The organism is Streptomyces sp. NBC_00038 (assembly GCF_026343635.1).
Lineage (GTDB): Bacteria > Actinomycetota > Actinomycetes > Streptomycetales > Streptomycetaceae > Streptomyces.
This window is the reverse complement of the sequence record NZ_JAPELQ010000001.1, coordinates 2,257,786-2,275,506: the sequence shown is the minus strand read 5'-3', so window position 1 is coordinate 2,275,506 and position 17,721 is coordinate 2,257,786. Positions and strand designations below refer to the sequence as shown.

The 17,721-nt window shown below is 70.9% G+C and carries 17 protein-coding genes; 6 read left to right on the top strand and 11 right to left on the bottom strand.

What is annotated here, in order from left to right; genetic code table 11:
* Positions 1–176 precede the first annotated feature (176 nt).
* Both OG219_RS10545 and OG219_RS10540 read right to left on the bottom strand, forming a co-directional pair.
* Positions 177–1,505 carry a serine-threonine protein kinase gene (locus tag OG219_RS10545; RefSeq protein ID WP_266825200.1) on the bottom strand — a complete coding sequence of 443 codons (1,329 nt, stop codon included), beginning with the start codon at positions 1,503–1,505 and terminating at the stop codon, positions 177–179.
* Positions 1,506–1,600: 95 nt separating this feature from the next.
* Positions 1,601–2,833, bottom strand: coding sequence for a DUF1343 domain-containing protein (locus tag OG219_RS10540; protein ID WP_266825198.1), 1,233 nt, complete (start codon positions 2,831–2,833; stop codon positions 1,601–1,603).
* Positions 2,834–3,059: 226 nt separating this feature from the next.
* On the opposite strand from OG219_RS10540, the gene OG219_RS10535 reads away from it, so the two are divergent.
* From OG219_RS10535 to OG219_RS10525, 3 genes are read left to right on the top strand one after another with little or no spacing between them, the layout of a single operon-like run.
* The gene (locus OG219_RS10535) at positions 3,060–3,824 is read left to right on the top strand and encodes an SDR family oxidoreductase (protein WP_266825196.1); all 765 of its coding nucleotides are present in this window, start codon (positions 3,060–3,062) and stop codon (positions 3,822–3,824) included.
* Positions 3,821–5,488, top strand: coding sequence for a class I adenylate-forming enzyme family protein (locus tag OG219_RS10530; protein ID WP_266825194.1), 1,668 nt, complete (start codon positions 3,821–3,823; stop codon positions 5,486–5,488). The genes OG219_RS10535 and OG219_RS10530 overlap by 4 nt, the downstream gene beginning before the upstream one ends.
* A gap of 34 nt (positions 5,489–5,522) precedes the next feature.
* Positions 5,523–6,116, top strand: a complete 594-nt coding sequence (locus tag OG219_RS10525) for a TetR/AcrR family transcriptional regulator (protein ID WP_266466797.1) — start codon at positions 5,523–5,525, stop codon at positions 6,114–6,116.
* Between the two features lie 36 nt (positions 6,117–6,152).
* Here OG219_RS10525 and OG219_RS10520 read toward each other — a convergent pair whose 3' ends face one another.
* Both OG219_RS10520 and OG219_RS10515 read right to left on the bottom strand, forming a co-directional pair.
* Entirely contained in the window at positions 6,153–6,869 is a 717-nt protein-coding gene (locus OG219_RS10520; RefSeq protein ID WP_266825191.1) for a response regulator transcription factor, read from the bottom strand.
* A gap of 57 nt (positions 6,870–6,926) precedes the next feature.
* Positions 6,927–8,921 carry a sensor histidine kinase gene (locus tag OG219_RS10515; protein ID WP_266825189.1) on the bottom strand — a complete coding sequence of 665 codons (1,995 nt, stop codon included), beginning with the start codon at positions 8,919–8,921 and terminating at the stop codon, positions 6,927–6,929.
* 177 nt (positions 8,922–9,098) lie between these two features.
* Between OG219_RS10515 and OG219_RS10510 the strand changes: the two genes are divergently transcribed.
* A complete protein-coding gene (locus OG219_RS10510) occupies positions 9,099–9,671 on the top strand; it encodes a hypothetical protein (protein WP_266825187.1) in 573 nt (190 codons plus the stop codon).
* A 91-nt stretch (positions 9,672–9,762) separates the two neighbouring features.
* Here OG219_RS10510 and OG219_RS10505 read toward each other — a convergent pair whose 3' ends face one another.
* From OG219_RS10505 to OG219_RS10485, 5 genes are all read right to left on the bottom strand, one after another.
* Positions 9,763–10,986, bottom strand: coding sequence for an acyl-CoA dehydrogenase family protein (locus OG219_RS10505; RefSeq protein WP_266825185.1), 1,224 nt, complete (start codon positions 10,984–10,986; stop codon positions 9,763–9,765).
* A 6-nt stretch (positions 10,987–10,992) separates the two neighbouring features.
* Positions 10,993–12,015: a phosphotransferase family protein gene (locus tag OG219_RS10500; protein ID WP_266825183.1), complete on the bottom strand. Its 1,023-nt coding sequence runs from the start codon at positions 12,013–12,015 to the stop codon at positions 10,993–10,995.
* 163 nt (positions 12,016–12,178) lie between these two features.
* The gene (locus tag OG219_RS10495; RefSeq protein WP_266825181.1) at positions 12,179–12,475 is read right to left on the bottom strand and encodes a hypothetical protein; all 297 of its coding nucleotides are present in this window, start codon (positions 12,473–12,475) and stop codon (positions 12,179–12,181) included.
* 148 nt (positions 12,476–12,623) lie between these two features.
* Complete coding sequence (locus OG219_RS10490; RefSeq protein ID WP_266825179.1) at positions 12,624–12,956, bottom strand: DUF202 domain-containing protein; 333 nt, start codon at positions 12,954–12,956, stop codon at positions 12,624–12,626.
* Complete coding sequence (locus OG219_RS10485; RefSeq protein ID WP_266466824.1) at positions 12,953–13,345, bottom strand: YidH family protein; 393 nt, start codon at positions 13,343–13,345, stop codon at positions 12,953–12,955. Before OG219_RS10485 ends, OG219_RS10490 begins: the two co-directional genes overlap by 4 nt.
* 52 nt (positions 13,346–13,397) lie before the next feature.
* On the opposite strand from OG219_RS10485, the gene OG219_RS10480 reads away from it, so the two are divergent.
* On the top strand, positions 13,398–14,189 hold the full coding sequence (locus OG219_RS10480; protein ID WP_266825177.1) for a hypothetical protein: 792 nt from the start codon (positions 13,398–13,400) through the stop codon (positions 14,187–14,189).
* Here the strand turns inward: OG219_RS10480 and OG219_RS10475 are convergent.
* Both OG219_RS10475 and OG219_RS10470 read right to left on the bottom strand, forming a co-directional pair.
* The gene (locus OG219_RS10475; RefSeq protein WP_266825175.1) at positions 14,164–14,679 is read right to left on the bottom strand and encodes an NUDIX hydrolase; all 516 of its coding nucleotides are present in this window, start codon (positions 14,677–14,679) and stop codon (positions 14,164–14,166) included. The two genes, OG219_RS10480 and OG219_RS10475, sit on opposite strands and share 26 nt — an antisense overlap.
* A gap of 81 nt (positions 14,680–14,760) precedes the next feature.
* Positions 14,761–15,654 (bottom strand): DMT family transporter, encoded by an 894-nt coding sequence (locus tag OG219_RS10470; RefSeq protein WP_266825173.1) that lies wholly within the window; start codon positions 15,652–15,654, stop codon positions 14,761–14,763.
* Between the two features lie 319 nt (positions 15,655–15,973).
* Between OG219_RS10470 and OG219_RS10465 the strand changes: the two genes are divergently transcribed.
* Positions 15,974–17,629: an FAD-binding dehydrogenase gene (locus OG219_RS10465; RefSeq protein WP_266825171.1), complete on the top strand. Its 1,656-nt coding sequence runs from the start codon at positions 15,974–15,976 to the stop codon at positions 17,627–17,629.
* The last annotated feature ends 92 nt before the right edge of the window (positions 17,630–17,721 follow it).

The window sequence follows — 17,721 nt, the reverse complement described above, 5'->3', positions numbered from 1 at the left end:
TACGGCTGTTGGCCAACGGGCGTTTGTCTACGTTCGTTGGGCAACAGGTGTTTCGTCTACGCCCGTTGGCCAACGAGTGTTGTGCCAACGGGTGTTGGCTGACGCGGATGGTCAACAAGCGTTGGCCTACGACTGTTGGTCCACGCCCGTTGGTCCACGTCCGTTGACCGGCAAGGTCACCGCACGCGCCCCGCAGCCAGCATCACCTGCGCCAGTTCCCGGTGACAGATGTCGCTGTGGGCTCCGGACGGGGACCCGCCGCGTTTCACCACCGAGGCGGCGTCGATGTTCACGCATCCGGTGGCGGGCAGCTTCGCCTTCAGGGCCTCGGCCAGTGTGAAGGCGCGGGTGCCCGCCACCGCCTGCACCCCGTCGTGCCCCATCGCGCCCCACTCGGGGCCCAGCTTGCGGCCGATGCCGATCCCGAAGTCCGCCGTGACCGTCCGGGAGTCGTTCGCCATCCGGGAGGCCAGCGGATAGATCGTCCCGAGTGCCGAGTCGAAGCGGGAGTAACAGCACACCAGAGGGCCGTCGATGCGGTTCTGTCGGCCGTTCAGCGCACCGCTGGCTCGCGGGTCGTGCGGCAGTCGCGCCGCGAACGCATAGTGCGAGAAGGCTCCTTGGAGCAGTGTCACGGACTTCACCGCGCGCACGCCCTCGGGCAGTCCGCGCAGGGCGAAGGAGACCAGCCGCCCGCCGAAACTGTGCCCGACGAGATGGACGCGCACCTCAGGTGAGGCCTTGGCGAGTCGTCCGATCACGGGACCGAGGCCGCGCTCACCGACCGTGCCGGCCCGTCGCTTCATCGCGTAGTAGGTGGCCTGGCGCAGCAGTTCGTGCGCGCCGTCCCACAGGCGCGGCATGGCGAACGAAGCGCCGCCGGGGCCCTCGAGCTCGGCCAGTGCCTGCGCGAACTCGCCGCAGACCGTCGCCGTGTCCCCGAAGAGCATCAGGGGGTCGCCCGCCGGTTCCCCCTCCGTCAGCGTGTCCGCGGCGAAGGAGGCCTGCGGCCCCCCTGGCCGGACCTCGACGAGCAGCCGTACGAGACGGCCGAACTCCTCCAACGAGGCTTCCTCGTCCGGCTGTTGGTCCAGGAGCCGGGCGATCTGCTCGACGATCGTCGCCCGGCCGGGGAACACCTCGAGAAGGGAGTGCCGGGTGCCCTTGTCGAGCATCGGCCGCGCGGTCGCGGGGACTTCGGCGGCCACCGACGGAGGCAGGTCGGGGATCGGCTCGTCCGAGAACCGCATCGAGGGCCACAGCACACCCACGTACCCCAGGCGGGCCTTCGGCACGAGCGCCGGGACGGGTTCGAAGAAGCGGCTGTAGAGGCGGGTCGCGCCGGAGCGGTCGGTGTTCCAGCCGTGCGAGAAGACGATCAGGTCGCCGACCTTGCGCTGCGCCAACTCCTTGACCAGCCGGTCCCGTTGCCGGGCGTCCACGTCTCCGTCCGCGTCGAAGGTCAGTTCCCAGTACGGAGTCACACTCATTTCCGGATCGGTCATGACGAAGCCCCCTTCGGCCCCCGTAGGCGGTGCGATGTGGGCGCATCGTCCTGCGGGCGGCTGAGGTTGGCCATACGCCGGGCACTGGGCACACTTCATCGATACACGAGGTACTCCTTGCGCACGCTCCGGAACGCCGCCAACTCGCCCTGCCAGGCGGCCACGACCTCGTCGGCCGTCGCCCCCGCGTCGATCATCGTGCGGACACTCGTGGACCCGGTCAGCTTGTCGATCCAGTTGTCGGCGCGCCAGGCGAAGCCGCTCCAGACCTTCTTGGCGGTCACCAGGAGGGCGATTCCGGTGCGCACGGGGTCGTACGCGGCCCGGTCGTGCACGTGGATCTGCACCCCGCCGATGGTCTTGCCCTGGAACTTGGAGAAGGTGGGAGCGAAGTAAGCCTCCCTGAAGTGCACGCCAGGCAACTCGAGTTGGCCGACCGCTGCGGCCCAGCTCCCGTCGACGCCCTCCGCGCCGAGCAGCTCGAAGGGGCGGGTCGTGCCCCGTCCCTCGGACAGGTTCGTCCCCTCGAAGAGACAGGTCCCGGAGTACACCAGCGCGGTGTCGGCCGTCGGCATGTTCGGGCTCGGCGGTACCCAGGGGAGACCGGAGGCGTCGTAGAACTCCGACCGCCGCCAGCCCGACATCAGCACGGTTTCCAGTACCACCGGTGTCGTCAGGAACTCCCCGTTGAAGAGCCGTGCCAGCTCCGCCACCGTCATCCCGTGCGACTGCGCGATCGGCTGCCGTCCGACGAACGTCGCGAACTCCTTGTGCAGGACGGGGCCTTGGGCCGTTCGTCCGGTCACCGGGTTCGGCCGGTCCAGCACCACGAAGCGCTTGCCCGCCAGCTGGGCCGCCTCCATGCAGTCGTACAGCGTCCAGATGTACGTGTAGAAGCGCGCGCCCACGTCCTGGATGTCGAAGACGACGGTGTCCACGCCGGAGGCGGTGAAGATGTCGGCGAGGGGCCGGCCGCTCTTCAAGTACGTGTCGTAGACGGGCAGTCCGGTCGCCGGGTCGTCGTAACGCCCCTCGGAGCCGCCCGCCTGCGCGGTGCCGCGGAAGCCGTGCTCGGGGCCGAAGACGGCAGTCAGGTTCACACGGTCGTCGGCGTGCATGACGTCGACGATGTGGCGTACGTCGCGGGTGATGCCGGTGGGGTTGGTGACGATGCCGACGCGTTGCCCGTCGAGGGGGGTGTAGCCGCCTGCGGCGAGGCGTTCGAAGCCGGTGCGCAGCCGTGTGCCGGCCTCTGCGGTTGAGGGAACCGCCGCCAGGCCCGCTGCGGTGGTGCCGGCGGCGAGCAGTGTCCGTCTGGACAAGCGCATGGTGTGACCTCCGTGATCGCGGAAGGCTGACACAGGCACGCTAGGCGCTTCCGCCGGAAGTTCGTAGGCTGCGGGCCGCCTGTGGCCGGTCGCGCCGTTCCCCGCGCCCCTGGACTGGGTGCAGTCGCCCTTCTCACAGGGTGGCGGGCGCCCTTCCCTCGCTACATACCGACTGGTTAGTCTGGCGATGCAGCAGAGCCGATTCTCGTCGCGTCGAAGGAGACCGATGGTGGAAGCCGTGCAGGATGCCGGAGTGATCGTCACCGGAGCGGGGGGCGGTATCGGGGCCGCGCTGGCCCGCCGCTTCGCCGCCGCGGGGGCCAGAGTCGTGGTGAACGACCTGGACGCCGTCAAGGCGAAAGTGGTGGCCGACGAGATCGGCGGCATCGCGGTCCCGGGCGACGCGTCCGCGATCGTGGCCGAGGCCCGGGACGCCCTCGGCGGCACGGTCGACGTGTACTGCGCCAACGCGGGCCTCGCCTCGGGCGGGACCGAGGCCGCCGACGACAAGGTCTGGGCGCTCGCCTGGGACGTCAACGTCATGGCGCACGTCCGCGCGGCCAATGAACTGCTCCCGGCCTGGCTGGAACGCGGCAGCGGCCGATTCGTCTCCACGGTGTCGGCGGCCGGGCTGCTCACCATGATCGGCGCCGCGCCGTACGCCGTCACCAAGCACGGTGTGTACGCCTTCGCCGAGTGGCTGTCGCTGACGTACCGCCATCGCGGCCTGAAGGTCCACGCGATCTGTCCGCAGGGCGTGCGCACGGACATGCTCGCCGCCACCGGCAGCGCGGGCGACCTGGTGCTCCAGCCCACCGCCATCGAGCCCGAGGACGTCGCGGACGCCCTGTTCGCGGGCATCGAGGAGGACCGCTTCCTGATCCTGCCGCACCCCGAGGTCGCCGGGTACTACCAGGCGCGGGCCACCGACCCCGACCGCTGGCTGACGAACATGAACCACATCCAGCAGAAGTGGGAGTCCGGCCAGTGACCGTCTCCGCGTACGCCGCCCAGCCCTGGCTCGCCCTGCTCAACGATGTCCAGCGCGCACCGGTGAGCCCCGCCGACTCCCTGGTGCACGCCCTGCGCGCGGCCGTGGAGACGGTGCCGGACCGCCCCGCCCTCGCCTACTTCGACGGGCGGCTGAGCTACCGCGAGGTCGACGAGCTGAGCGACTCCGTCGCCGGGCACCTCGCCGCCCGTGGCCTGGAGCGCGGCGACCGGGTCGCGATCCTGCTGCAGAACTCCCCGCACTTCGTGCTCGCCCTGCTCGGCGCCTGGAAGGCGGGCGCGACCGTCGTGCCGGTCAACCCCATGTACAAGTCGGGAGAGGTCGCCCACGTCCTACGGGACGGCGAGGTCGCGGCGCTGATCTGTTCCGACCGAGCCTGGGACGCGTATCTGCGCGAGACGGCCGCCGACTCGCCCGTACGCATCGCACTCACCGCCTGCGAGTTGGAATTCCAGACCCGTAACGACGCGCGCGTGCTGACCTTCGAACGGCTCCCGCAGGCATCGGACGCCGAAGACCTCGTGGCCGTCGCCCGGCAGGGCCACAAGGCGCCCGGGGACCGCGATCCCGGCCCGGCCGATGTCGCGCTGATCAGCTACACCTCGGGCACCAGCGGCGCCCCCAAGGGGGCCACCAACACGCACGGCAACATCATGTACAACGCCGAACGGCAGCGGACCGGCCTCGACCTGCCCGAGGCGCCCGTCTACTTCGCGATGGCGCCCCTGTTCCACATCACCGGGATGGTCTGCCAGCTCGTGGCCTGTCTCAACAGCGCCGGGACGCTGGTCCTCGCCTACCGCTTCGAGGCGGGTGCCGTCCTCGACGCGTTCGCCGAGCACAAGCCGCTCTACACCGTCGGCCCGTCGACCGCCTTCATGGCGCTGGCCGCGCACCCCGCCGTCACGCGCGAGCACTTCGCCTCCTTCCGGAACATCTCCTCCGGCGGCGCGCCGCTGCCGCCCGCCCTGGTCGAGAAGTTCCGCGCCGGCTTCGGGCCGTACATCCGCAACGGCTACGGACTCACCGAGTGCACCGCCCCCTGCGCCTCCGTACCGCCCGCCCTGGAGGCTCCCGTCGACCCGGTCTCCGGGACGCTGGCCGTGGGCGTGCCGGGCCCCGACACCGTCGTACGCATCCTCGACGACCAGGGCCAGGAGGTGCCGTTCGGCGAGCAGGGCGAGATCGTCGTACGGGGGCCGCAGGTCGTGCCCGGCTACTGGCGCCGCCCCGAAGCCACCGCCGAGACCTTCCCGGACGGCGAACTGCGCACCGGCGACATCGGTTTCATGGACACCGAGGGCTGGCTCTACGTGGTCGACCGCAAGAAGGACATGATCAACGCGTCCGGCTTCAAGGTGTGGCCGCGCGAGGTCGAGGACGTCCTCTACACGCACCCCGCGGTGCGCGAGGCGGCCGTCGTCGGGATACCCGACGGCTACCGCGGCGAGACCGTCAAGGCGTACGTCAGCCTGCGCCCGGGCGCCGATGAGGTCCCCGAGGCGTTCGCCGCGTACTGCAAGGAGAGACTGGCCGCCTACAAATATCCGCGGCAGGTGGAGATCCTGCCCGACTTGCCGAAGACGGCGAGTGGGAAGATCCTCCGTCGGGAGCTGCGTTCCCGGTCGCAAGAGACCCAGTAGACAGCCAGGACATCGAGGAAGGCAGGTGGCGGCAGTGCCCAGGACGACGGACGGTGACGGTACGCCCGTCCCGCAGCGGCTCTTGGCCGCCGCCACCCGGCTCTTCGCCGAGCAGGGCTACGACCGCACCTCCGTGCAGGAGATCGTCGAGGCGGCGGGCGTCACCAAGGGAGCGCTCTACCACTACTTCGGCTCCAAGGACGACCTCCTGCACGAGGTCTACGCGCGCGTGCTGCGCATCCAGCAGGAGCGCCTCGACGCCTTCGCGGACTCCGACGCGCCCGTCGAGGAGCGGCTGCGGGGCGCGGCGGCCGACGTGGTCGTCACGACGATCGACAACCTGGACGACGCGTCGATCTTCTTCCGCTCCATGCACCACCTCAGCCCCGAGAAGCACAAGCAGGTACGCGCCGAGCGCCGCCGGTACCACGAGCGCTTCCGCGCGCTCGTCGAGGAGGGCCAGAAGAAGGGCGTCTTCTCCACGGCCACCCCCGCCGACCTGGTCGTCGACTACCACTTCGGCTCCGTGCACCACCTCTCGACGTGGTACCGCCCCGACGGCCCGCTCACCCCGCAACAGGTCGCCGACCAGCTGGCGGACCTGCTGCTGCGCGCGCTGCGGCCCTGAGGAGCTGAGGGCCTGTGCGGCTGAGGTCCTGAGGGGCTACGGATCCACGGTCGGCCCGAGTCCCGCCTCGCGGGCCCAGGCCGCCGCCTCCGTGCGGTCCGCCACGCCCAGCTTCGCCAGTACCGCCGACATGTGGTTGCTGACCGTCTTCGGGGACAGTCCGAGCCGGGCCGCCACCGTCGCGTTGGGCGTCCCTGCGGCAATCAGTGTGAGCACGTCCCGTTCGCGCGGGGTGAGCGCAGGGCACGGGTCGGGCTGAGGCAGCGGACGGCTGAGCTGCCCGAGTACGCGCCGCGCCACACCCGGACCGAAGATCGCCTCCCCGGCGGCCACCGCTCTGATCGCCCGGACGATCTCGTCCTGACCGGCGCCCTTGAGCACATAGCCGCGGGCCCCGGCGCGCATCGCCGCGAACACCGAGTCGTCCTCCTCGACCATCGTGAGCATGAGCACCGCCACCGCGGGCGCCACCCGGCCGATCTCCCGGGTCGCCTCGATGCCGTTCATGTCCGGCATCCGGATGTCCATCACGACCACGTGCGGGCGCAGGGTCACGGCGGCCCGCACCGCCTCCCGCCCGCCGGAGGCGACCCCCACGACGGACACTCCGGGCGTCCCGTCCCGCACCGACTCCAACAGCGCGGCCAGCCCCGTACGCACGACGGGGTGATCGTCGGCGAGTACGACCCTGAGCGCACCCTCGACTTCGCCACCACCACGCGCCCACGCCGGCTCCGCGTGCTCCGACTCCATTGCCCGCCTCCCCAGCCGTTCCACGAAATCCAGGTCGCTCGTGCGGTTCCCGCCCCGTTACGGCGGCTCCCCGAGCGGCAGTGTCGCCGCCACCCGCCCCCGCCCCACCACACAGCTGCCGCCGAGTTCCGCGGCGCGCTCCTGCATCGAAGTGATGCCCACCCCGGGGCGCCATGCCGTCTCCCCGTCCACCGGGGAGCCGTCGTCGCAGACCTCGAGGCGCAGGCCGTCGCCGATCTCGATGCGGAGGTCGACGCGGGTGGCACGGGCGTGCCGGGCCGCGTTGGTGAGGGCCTCGGTCGCGATGCGGTACGCGGCGACCTCCACGGCGGCGGGCAGCGGCGGCAGCAGGTCGGGGGCCCGCACCCGGATGACGATGGGAGTGCCGTCCGCGCGCCAGGACAGCCGTGCCGAGCGTTCGCGCAGGGCACCGAGCAGCCCCAGCTGGTCCAGGTCCGGCGGACGCAGTCCGTCCACCAGTCGGCGGATCTCCCCGACCGCCCCGCCGATCTCGGCCCGCAGCTCGGCGAGCAGCCCGGCCGCCCGCTCCGGATCGAACGCGAGCAGATTGCGTACGGCGTCGGCCTGGAAGGCGGCCCCGGCGAGCGTCGGCCCGAGCCCGTCGTGCAGATCCCGGCGGATCCGGCGACGCTCCTCCTCCCGCGCGGCGACGATCCGCTCCCGGGAGAGCTGGAGCTGCCGGGACAGATCGGTGGCGTGCAGGGCGGCCGCCAGCGGCACCGCGAGCAGTTCCAGCACCGCGAGATCGGCCGGCGTGACCTGCTGCTCGCCGGGCCGCAGCCCGATCACCAGCTCACCGACGCGACGGCCGTCGTAGTCCAGCGTCACGACATGTGTGAGCTTCCCCGGAGTTCCCCAACTGCCGCTCGGCTCCCCGGACTCGGCCGCCAGACGGGCGTACGGCAGCCGCAGTCCCTCGCCCACCGCCTCGGACACCGCGCCGACGCCGCCCCCGGCCAGGCGCTCGCCGATCCGGGAGACCGCGCGGACCGGGTCGTGGCGGTCTCCGTAGAGGGCTCGGTCGACCGTGCGCTGCAGCAGACGGCGGGCGGGCTCGAAGGAGACGGCGAGGACGACGGAGATGAGGGCGGGTCCCAGCAGTTCGGGATGGGGGTCGAGGAGCGACTGGAGGAACGTGACGAGGCCTACGTAGGCGGTGACCACCCCGACGGTGAGCGCTCCGTACAGCAGCCCCCGGGAGACCACGAGCCGGATGTCGAGCAACTCGTGCCGGATCACCGCGATCATGATGGCGATCGGCAGTAGCAGGGTGCCGTACGACGTGTAGACCGGCGGGAAGCCGAAGACCTGCAGCATGATGCTCAGCAGCAAGGGCAGTACCCCGGCGAGCAGCCACAGAAGCCGGCGGCGGTCCTGTTCCCCGCCGCGGCGGTAGCGCAGCCACATGACGGCCATGACGGCGACCAGGACGAGACAGGCCTTGACGGTCACCACGCGCTGGAGGACGGGCAACCAGTCCGGTGACACCGGGAAGTACGACGGCTGGGCTGGGGTGCCGTCGTAGAGCCCCCAGTCGTAACGAGACCAGTAGGCGATGTCCAGGGGCGACGCCACCAGTTGGGCGATCAGCGCCCAGCGCCAGCGGCGGCCGGGCAGCCGCCCGTCGGGAAACAGGAAGAACACGATCACGAACGCCGTCGAGCTCGCGACGATCCAGGTGTGCCGCCCGATCGTGGTGAGCACGTGCAGCGCCTCGGGGGACCAGCCCGCCCGCAGTCCTTCGACGGCAAGGCCGGTCGACAGGCCCGTGAACGCGTGTCCCAGCCCGTAGACGATCAGCAGCCATCCGATGGGATTGCGCGGACGGTGCAGCGCGATCACCGTGCCGCAGACGGGATAGGCGAGACCGACCGCCAGGTCGATGACCATGTCGTAGTGGATCAGGTCCGCCCCGGACACCCCGGCGACCGCCAACGCCCCCGCACCGACGGTGACTTGCGCCAGCGCCAGGACCAGCAGCACATACGCCGTGACAGCGCGCCGCCGGCTTCGCCCGTACTCGTCCTCCATGTGAGCCATCGTCCTGGCCGGACGCCCGGGTGTCATGGGAACGGTTCCCGGTCCACCCGGGAGAACTTCCGGCGACCGCCCGGCGGTACCCCCTCAACTCCCGGGCCCCCACGGCCCGATGCTCGTAGGAGCGGGCCGGTGGAAGAGCCGCCGGACCGGCAACGGGGGAGAACAGTGATGCTTTCAGTCAACCGGCGTCTGGTGGGCCTCGCCATGGGCTCGGCACTTGCTCTCGGCGGCACGGTGGCCGTGCCCGCCGCGACGGCCGCTCCGGCGGGGGCACCGTCGGCGTGCGGCCACTTGCTCAGCAACAGTTACATCTACGAGCGCTGGAGCGATCTGGGCGGCGTGAACGGCATGCTCGGCTGTCCGCGGACCAACGTGCTGACCGTCAAGTCGGCGAACGGGACGAAGCTCGGCAAGCGGCAGTACTTCGACAGCGGGAACGTGACCTTCTCGCCCCGTCAGGGCCAGGAGATGGTGGTGGCCGCCTGGGAGCGCAACGGCTACGCGTACTTCAACTGGGGCCCCACCGACCCGTACCACTACGACGTGTTCCTGGTCCGCTACACCAGCGCCGCCGACGCGGGCGGCACGCAGGTCACTCTGCGCGGCGGCACCTCCGGCGGGATGTGGGTCCAGAAGCACACCTCTGGGACCTACAGCTTCAAGGTCGAGGGCTGCGACAAGGGCACGTTCGGACTGAAGTGCCGCCAGGGGTGGACGCTCTCGGCGACCACCCGCAACTGACCGACACCGCTCGGGGGAGAGGGCCGGTGAGGGCGTGTCGGCCCTCACCGGCCCTCGTGTCGCAGGCGCTCACCGCACGCCTGCCTCGGCGTCACACGTACTTCTTGATCTCCCGGTGGGCCAGCGACCGCTGATGCACCTCGTCCGGTCCGTCCGCCAGCTTCAACGTCCGTGCGCTCGCCCACAGTTCGGCCAGCGGGAAGTCCTGGCTGACGCCGCCCGCGCCGTGCAGCTGAACCGCCTTGTCGAGGATGTCGACGACCGTGCGCGGAGTGGCGATCTTGATGGCCTGGATCTCGGTGTGGGCGCCCTTGTTGCCGACGGTGTCCATCATCCAGGCGGTCTTCAGGACCAGCAGGCGCAGTTGCTCCACGGAGACACGGGCATCCGCGATCCAGTTCTGGACCACGCCCTGCTGGGCCAGCGGCTTGCCGAAGGCCGTACGGGACACGGCCCGCCGGCACATCAGCTCGATCGCCCGCTCGGCCATCCCGATCAGCCGCATGCAGTGGTGGATACGGCCGGGGCCGAGCCGGGCCTGGGCGATGGCGAAGCCGCCGCCCTCCTCGCCGACCAGGTTGGTCACGGGGACCCGGGCCTGATGGAAGACGACCTCGGCGTGCCCGCCGTGGGAGTGGTCCTCGTAGCCGTACACCTGCATGGCGCGCCGGACCTCGACACCGGGGGTGTCGCGCGGCACGAGCACCATGGACTGCTGGCGGCGGATGTCGGACCCCTCCGGGTCCGTCTTGCCCATCACGATGAAGATCTTGCAGTCCGGGTTCATCGCCCCGGAGATGTACCACTTGCGGCCCGTGATGACGTACTCGTCGGAGCCGTCGGAGGACCGCTCGATGCGCGTGGTGATGTTCGTGGCATCGGACGAGGCCACCTCGGGCTCGGTCATCGCGAACGCGGAGCGGATCTCACCGGCGAGCAGCGGCTCCAGCCACTGCTTTTTCTGCTGCTCGTCGCCGAACTGGGTGAGCACCTCCATGTTGCCGGTGTCGGGCGCGGCGCAGTTCAGCGCGGTGGGCGCCAAGTGCGGGCTGCGGCCGGTGATTTCGGCGAGCGGCGCGTACTGGAGGTTGGTGAGGCCGGCGCCGTACTCGGAGTCGGGGAGGAAGAGGTTCCACAGTCCCTGCCTGCGGGCCTCGGCCTTCAACTCCCCGACCACGGCCGGGGTGTCCCACGGCGAGGCCAGCCGAGCGCGCTGCTCCTCCGCGACGGCCTCCGCCGGATAGACGTACTCGTCCATGAAGGCGAGCAGCTTCCCGCGCAGTTCCTCGGTGCGGGCGTCGAATGCGAAGTCCATGGCGGATCAGCCTTCCTGAAGGGTGGTCAGGCCGTGCTCGATGAAGACGGGGGTCAGTTCGCCGATGCGGTCGAAGCCGGCGCCGACCGTCTGGCCCTGCGTGTAGCGGTAGTGGATGCCCTCCAGGATCACGGCGAGCTTGAACCACGCGAACGCCGTGTACCAGGGGACGGCGGACACGTCGCGCCCCGAGCGCGCGGCGTACCGCTCGACGAGCTCGGCCGGGTGCGGGTGTCCGGCGGCCGAAGCGGTCGTGCTGATGGGGGAGTTGGGCATTTCGAGAGGGATGCTGTACATCACCAGCAGGCCCAGGTCCGTGAGCGGATCGCCCAGCGTGGACATCTCCCAGTCCAGGATCGCGTTGATCCGGTCGTCGGCGCCGATCAGCACGTTGTCGAGCCGGTAGTCGCCGTGCACGACCGCGGGTGCGGGGGAGTCGGGGAGCGCCCGGCCCAGTGCCGCGTGCAGTTCGTCGATCCCGGCCAGCTCCCGGTTCCTGGACGCGTCCAACTGCTTGCCCCAGCGGCGCAGTTGGCGGTCGAGGAAGCCCTCCGGGCGCCCGAAGTCCGCGAGGCCCACCTCGGCGGGATCCACCGAGTGCAGCTCGACCAGCGTGTCCACGAGCCCGAGCACCGCGTCGCGGGTGCGCTCAGGGCCGAGCGGCACGAGTTCCTCGGCGGTGCGGTACGGCGTGCCCTCCACGAACTCCATGACGTAGAACGGCGCTCCGAGCACCGACTCGTCCTCGCACAGGATCACCGGGCTCGGCACCGGCACCGCCGTGGGGTGCAGTGCGCTGATCACCCGGTGTTCGCGCTTCATGTCGTGCGCGGTGGCGAGCACATGGCCGAGCGGGGGCCGCCGGACGACCCACTTCGCGGTGCCGTCCGTGACCGCGTAGGTGAGGTTCGACCGTCCGCCTTCGATCAACCGGCCGGTCAGCGGACCGTTCACCAGCCCGGGCCGCTCACGGTCGAGCAGGCCCTGCAACTGGTGGAGATCGAGACCCGGCGGGTGGTCTGGGCGCATCTTTGCTCCTCGGCACACGGAAATCACGTAGTGACCATGATGCCGACCAGTCGGTATGTCGTCCAGCGGGTGAACGAAACGTGATCGGCGTCTCCCCTCCCGGGAGCCAAGGTAGCCAGGGCGGCCGGGGAGATGAGGGGGAGACGCCGAGGATCCGGACCGCCTAGTGGTCGTCCCAGTGCCCCTCGTGCTCGGCGTGCCGGTGCCCGTCGTGCACATAGTCGACGTGGTCGCCGTGCTCGACCGCGGGGTGCCCGCAACCGTCGCCGTGCTGGTGACCGTGCCCGTCGTGCGCGGTGTGACCGCTCGGCTCGCACTCGTCCCAGTGCCCGGAGTGCTCCCGGTGGAGGTGCCCGTCGTGCGCGTAGTCGACGTGGTCGCCGTGTGGCACGGCGGTGTGACCGCAGGTGGGGCCGTGGGCGTGCTCGTGCGCTGAGTGCTCCGCGTGGAGGGTGGTCATCGTGCTCACCTTCGGAGGTGGTGGGGAGTGGGAAACGACGTCAGGCTAGCGCCAGAAAGCATCCTAAATCGTGCCATTCCGACTCGCGTGCCGACGCCGCCCGGGCCACCTCGGAACACCAGCGCCACCTCAGAACACCAGCGCCACTTCAGAACACCAGCGCCGCCGCGCACACCGCCAGCGCCACCGTGCACAGCGTCGCGACCGTCGCGTGCCGGGGCGCGAGCGCGGGCGGTCCGCCCGGGCCCGGCGCGGTGAGCACGCGGATACGGCGGTGGGCGATGGCCAGGAAACCCAGCCAGAGCGCGCAGCACAGGGCGCAGACCACGACTCCGGTCACCGACAGCCCGCCGTGCAGCGTCGTCTTCGCGGCGAGTACGGCGGCCACCGTGCTCGACAGGGTCGTACGCCGCCACGCGAGCCTCGTACGCTCCGGTTGCAGGCCCGGGTCACGCTCCCGTTCCCGGGCGGGCGCGGTCATCCTTCCCAGCCGAAGAGGACGACGACGACCATGGCCACGGCGACGACCGCGACCGCGATGCTCAGCACGGCCGGGAAGCGCGACACGGGCAGGTCTTCGCCTTTGCGCATCGCGATCTCGCACCGCACCCAGTGGTTGACGGCCCGCAGCGAGCAGAGCACGCCCGCCGCCAGCAGGGCCAGAGCGAGGCCGACACGCCATCCCCACCGCAGGTCCGGCAGGAACTGGTCCACCGCGAAGCCGCCGCCGATCAGCGCCAGCGCGGTGCGCAGCCACGCCAGAAAGGTCCGCTCGTTCGCCAGTGAGAAGCGGTAGTCGGGCGTGCTGCCCTCCGCTTCGACGTCCCGGGGCGCGAACCACAGCTGGACGTTCCGTACGAATTCGATCACGCCCTGGACCCTACCGGGAGCGTTGTCAGTGCGGCTCGCTACCGTTCGAAGCATGGACGTTCCCCTGTCATTGGCCCGGTACGCCGAGCCCGGCCACGGCATCGCCCCCGCCGAGGAGTTGCTCGGGCTGGCCGGCTTCTGGCCCGCCTACTTCCTCCCGGGCTGGGACGAGTTCATCGAGGAGCCCGGACTCTTCGGCGCCGACGAGGCGGACGTCGACGCCGCGACCGAGGCGCTGTACAGCGCGCGGGAAGTCTGGCCGGCCTACCGAATACCGCTGGCCGGCGGGCACTTGCTGTGGATCGTCCACCGCAACTTCCCGGACGACCCCGGCACTGACTACCTGATCACGCACCCCGACTGGGACCGGGATGCGCCCCTGGCCTCGCTGGAGGGCCACTTCAGCGGCCCGGGGCTGTCCTGGCCCGAGCTGGTCGCCGTCGCCGACTCGGCCCCGGCGCGGGCCGAGGGCGTACGCGACCCCGCGCTGCGGCTCCTCCTCCTGCTGCCCGCGTTCGGGGACGCGGACGTGCCGGTGGCCGAGGCGGAGTCGAGGATCTCCGGCGCGCTCACCTCCGTGGGGGTCGAGCCGCAGGCCGCACCCGGAGTGGCCGAGCGGCTCCTCGACCACCCGTTCTGGGACGGGCCGACGTGGGTGACGCAGGGTGGGAGCCCGCTGAGCGGTGGCGCGGCCGGACCGAGCCCCCTCGCGGTGTGCGACGGGCGCTACAGCCCGCGTGTCCTGCCACTCGCCCTGGGCGGCACACCCGACCACGCGCGGGCGCTGGCCGACGCGCTCGGCGGGGGAGCGGATCGGCTCAGCTCAGCGAGCGATAGTCCCTGAGCCGCTCGTACGCCGCCAAGCCGTCGGGGACCCAGGTCCAGTCGGTGAGGCGGCGCTCCACCTCGTCCTCGGGAAGGAACCGGTGCCAGGCGACCTCTTCGACCTGCGGGTCGACCGGGAGCTCGCAGCGGACCTCGTAGACGGCGGACCACCAGGTCTGGCCGGCCCCGTTGTCGTACAGGAACTTGAAGAGGGGAACGGGACGGGGCAGCCCGGAGACGCCGAGCTCCTCCTCGGCCTCCCGCAGGGCCGCGTCGTCGTAGGTCTCGCCCGCGCCGACGACTCCGCCGACGAACATGTCGTACAGGGAGGGGAACACCAGCTTGGTGGGCGTCCGCCGGTGGACGAAGATCCGGCCCTCGGCGTCCCTGGCCTGGATGAACACGCACCGGTGGCGCAGGCCGAGCGCATACGCCTCGCCGCGCGGGGACTGCCCGATAACCTGGTCGTTCTCGTCCACGATGTCGAGGATCTCGTCGGCGGCACTCATGGCCTCATCCAAGCAGGACCGGACCGCATCCAAACAGGACCGCACCGCGCGGGCCGACCGGCCCGAGGTCGCCCGTCTCCGTCAGTGCGGCTGAAGATCCAGCGTCGGCTTCGCCGCGGACGTCCCGCGCGGCATCGCCGGATGCAACCCGAGCAGCACGATCCCCACCACGACGGCCGCGAGCCCCGCCGCCTCCCAGGCGAGCGCCCCGGCGTCCGTACGCAGCTGGTCCCCGAGGAATCCGACCCCGCAGACGATCCCGGCAATCGGCTGCGCCGCGGTGAGCGCGGGCAGTGACATCCGCAGCGGCGCGGTCTCGAAGGCGCTCTGCACAAGGACCAGGCCCGTCACGCCGAGGACGAGAACCCCGTACGGCTGCCAGCCGGTGAGCAGCTCGGACCAGCCGCCGTCGCCGAAGCGCTGCGAGCTGACCCGGGTGAGCGCGTCCTGGACGCCGTACAGCAGACCCGCGGCCAGCGAGAGCAGCACGGGCATGGAGCTGAGCCGGGTCCGCTTCGCGTACGCGGTGAGCAGCAGCGCGATCCCCACCATGACCCCGATGATCAGCCAGTGCCGCAGGGGATCAGTGACGGCGTCACCGCCCTCCGGCTGCCCGGCGACGATGAACGCGCTGACCCCGCCCGCGAGCAGCAGGAGCCCGGCCCAGCCCTGCCGGCCCAGCGGCTGCTTGGTCTGGTGGCGGGAGAGCGCGAGCGCGAAGAGCAGGTTCGTCGCGAGCAGGGGCTCCACCAGGGAGATCTCGCCCTTGCCCAGGGCGATCGCGCCGAGGACCATGCCGCACACCATGAGCCCGATGCCGCCCAGCCACCGGGGCACCCGGACGAGGTCGAGCAGCAGGCGGGGGGAGAGGAAGTCGCTCAGGGGGGCGTGCGAGGCGGCGTTCTGCTGGAGCACGAACCCGAAGCCCAGACAACAGGCCGCGCTCACAGAGAGGACCAGAACGAGAACCGACACGCTGTGTACCTCGATACATCGGGAGTCAGTGCGGGCCACGGGTGCGTATCGCGCCGACTGTAGTGCCACGGGCCGGGGCCTGCCCCCGACAGTACCCGGATCCGGGCAGTTGACTCGGTCACTCTTCTTGCCGAAGGATCTGACCGATCAGTAACAACGAGTGGTCGAGCACCATCGGCGACCACCGCCTTCCACACCTCAAATGTCTCATCAACCTGCGACGAAGCCGATCGGTTCGTGACGAACCTCATGACCAGCCTCATGGGGAACTTCAGGCCCACACCGATCCGGTCAGTCGGAATGCCGAGAGGACGGGCCCATGGCCTACGACGCAGATGTGATCGTGATCGGAGCGGGCCTCGCGGGGCTCGCAGCGACCGCGGAGCTCGTCGACGCAGGCCGCAAGGTGATCCTCCTCGACCAGGAGCCCGAGCAGTCGATCGGTGGCCAGGCGCACTGGTCCTTTGGCGGGCTCTTCTTCGTGAACTCCCCCGAGCAGCGCCGCCTGCGGATCAAGGACAGCCATGCCCTGGCCCTCCAGGACTGGATGGGAACGGCCGGTTTCGACCGTGCCGAGGACCACTGGCCGCGTCAGTGGGCCGAGGCGTACGTCGACTTCGCGGCCGGCGAGAAGCGCTCCTGGCTGCACCAGCAGGGCGTCCGTTTCTTCCCGGTGGTGGGCTGGGCCGAGCGCGGCGGCTACGACGCCAACGGGCACGGGAACTCGGTGCCCCGCTTCCACATCACCTGGGGGACGGGCCCCGGCCTGGTCGCACCCTTCGAGCGGCGCGTGCGTGCGGGCGTCGCCCGAGGCCTCGTACAGCTGAAGTTCCGGCACCGCGTCACCGCGCTGTCCCGCAGCGCGGGCGCCGTCGACACCGTCACCGGCGAGATCCTGGAGCCGTCCGGCATCGAACGCGGCCAGGCCAGCAGCCGCACGGTCAGCGGCGCGTTCGAGCTCAAGGCCCAGGCGGTGATCGTCACCTCCGGAGGCATCGGCGGCAACCACGACCTCGTACGCGCCAACTGGCCGGAGCGGCTGGGCAAGCCGCCGGAGCGGATGGTCGCCGGTGTGCCCGCGCACGTCGACGGCAAGATGCTGGCGATCGCCGAGGAGACGGGCGCGCACCTCATCAACCGCGACCGCATGTGGCACTACACCGAGGGCATCCAGAACTGGAACCCGATCTGGGAGAACCACGGCATCCGCATTCTGCCGGGGCCGTCCTCGCTCTGGCTCGACGCCCGCGGCAAGCGGCTGCCGGTGCCGCTCTTCCCCGGCTTCGACACGCTCGGCACCCTCGAACACATCATGAAGACCGGGTACGACTACACCTGGTTCGTGCTCGACCAGAAGATCATCGGCAAGGAGTTCGCGCTCTCGGGCTCGGAGCAGAACCCCGACCTCACCGGCAAGTCCATCAGGGACGTCATCGGGCGGGCACGCGCCGATGTGCCCGGTCCGGTCAAGGCGTTCATGGACAACGGCGTGGACTTCGTCGTCGAGAAGGACCTGGGCGCGCTCGTACGAGGCATGAACGCGATCACCAAGGAGTCGCTCATCGACGAGGCCGCGCTGCGCCACGAGATCGTCGCGCGCGACCGGGAGATCGCGAACCCCTTCACCAAGGACCTCCAGGTGATGTCGATCCGCGGCGCCCGCAACTACCTCGGCGACAAGCTGATCCGTACGGCGACCCCGCACCGCATCCTCGACCCCAAGGCCGGCCCGCTGATCGCCGTCCGCCTCAACATCCTGACCCGCAAGAGCCTCGGCGGCCTGGAGACCGACCTCTCCTCGCGCGTGCTGACCGAGGGCGGGGACCCGCTGGAGGGCGTGTACGCGGCGGGGGAGGCCGCCGGGTTCGGCGGCGGCGGAGTCCACGGCTACCGCTCGCTGGAGGGCACGTTCCTCGGCGGCTGCCTGTTCTCCGGGCGTGCGGCGGGCAGGGCGGCGGCCAAGGCGGTGAACTGACCCCCGTGTGGTGGACGGGAGCGGGCTGTGGGATCAACACCCCGGCCCGCGAGGGTGGTTGAAACGTTGTAGCGATCCGGTGAATCGTGTAG

What these genes read in the sequence shown, in the direction of transcription:
- OG219_RS10545 (WP_266825200.1), bottom strand. Translation starts at nt 1,505, where the DNA reads ATGACCGATCCGGAAATGAGTGTGACTCCGTACTGGGAACTGACCTTC.
- OG219_RS10540 (WP_266825198.1), bottom strand. Translation starts at nt 2,833, where the DNA reads ATGCGCTTGTCCAGACGGACACTGCTCGCCGCCGGCACCACCGCAGCG.
- OG219_RS10535 (WP_266825196.1), top strand. Translation starts at nt 3,060, where the DNA reads ATGGTGGAAGCCGTGCAGGATGCCGGAGTGATCGTCACCGGAGCGGGG.
- OG219_RS10520 (WP_266825191.1), bottom strand. Translation starts at nt 6,869, where the DNA reads ATGGAGTCGGAGCACGCGGAGCCGGCGTGGGCGCGTGGTGGTGGCGAA.
- OG219_RS10515 (WP_266825189.1), bottom strand. Translation starts at nt 8,921, where the DNA reads ATGGAGGACGAGTACGGGCGAAGCCGGCGGCGCGCTGTCACGGCGTAT.
- OG219_RS10510 (WP_266825187.1), top strand. Translation starts at nt 9,099, where the DNA reads ATGCTTTCAGTCAACCGGCGTCTGGTGGGCCTCGCCATGGGCTCGGCA.
- OG219_RS10505 (WP_266825185.1), bottom strand. Translation starts at nt 10,986, where the DNA reads ATGGACTTCGCATTCGACGCCCGCACCGAGGAACTGCGCGGGAAGCTG.
- OG219_RS10500 (WP_266825183.1), bottom strand. Translation starts at nt 12,015, where the DNA reads ATGCGCCCAGACCACCCGCCGGGTCTCGATCTCCACCAGTTGCAGGGC.
- OG219_RS10495 (WP_266825181.1), bottom strand. Translation starts at nt 12,475, where the DNA reads ATGACCACCCTCCACGCGGAGCACTCAGCGCACGAGCACGCCCACGGC.
- OG219_RS10490 (WP_266825179.1), bottom strand. Translation starts at nt 12,956, where the DNA reads ATGACCGCGCCCGCCCGGGAACGGGAGCGTGACCCGGGCCTGCAACCG.
- OG219_RS10480 (WP_266825177.1), top strand. Translation starts at nt 13,398, where the DNA reads ATGGACGTTCCCCTGTCATTGGCCCGGTACGCCGAGCCCGGCCACGGC.
- OG219_RS10475 (WP_266825175.1), bottom strand. Translation starts at nt 14,679, where the DNA reads ATGAGTGCCGCCGACGAGATCCTCGACATCGTGGACGAGAACGACCAG.
- OG219_RS10465 (WP_266825171.1), top strand. Translation starts at nt 15,974, where the DNA reads ATGGCCTACGACGCAGATGTGATCGTGATCGGAGCGGGCCTCGCGGGG.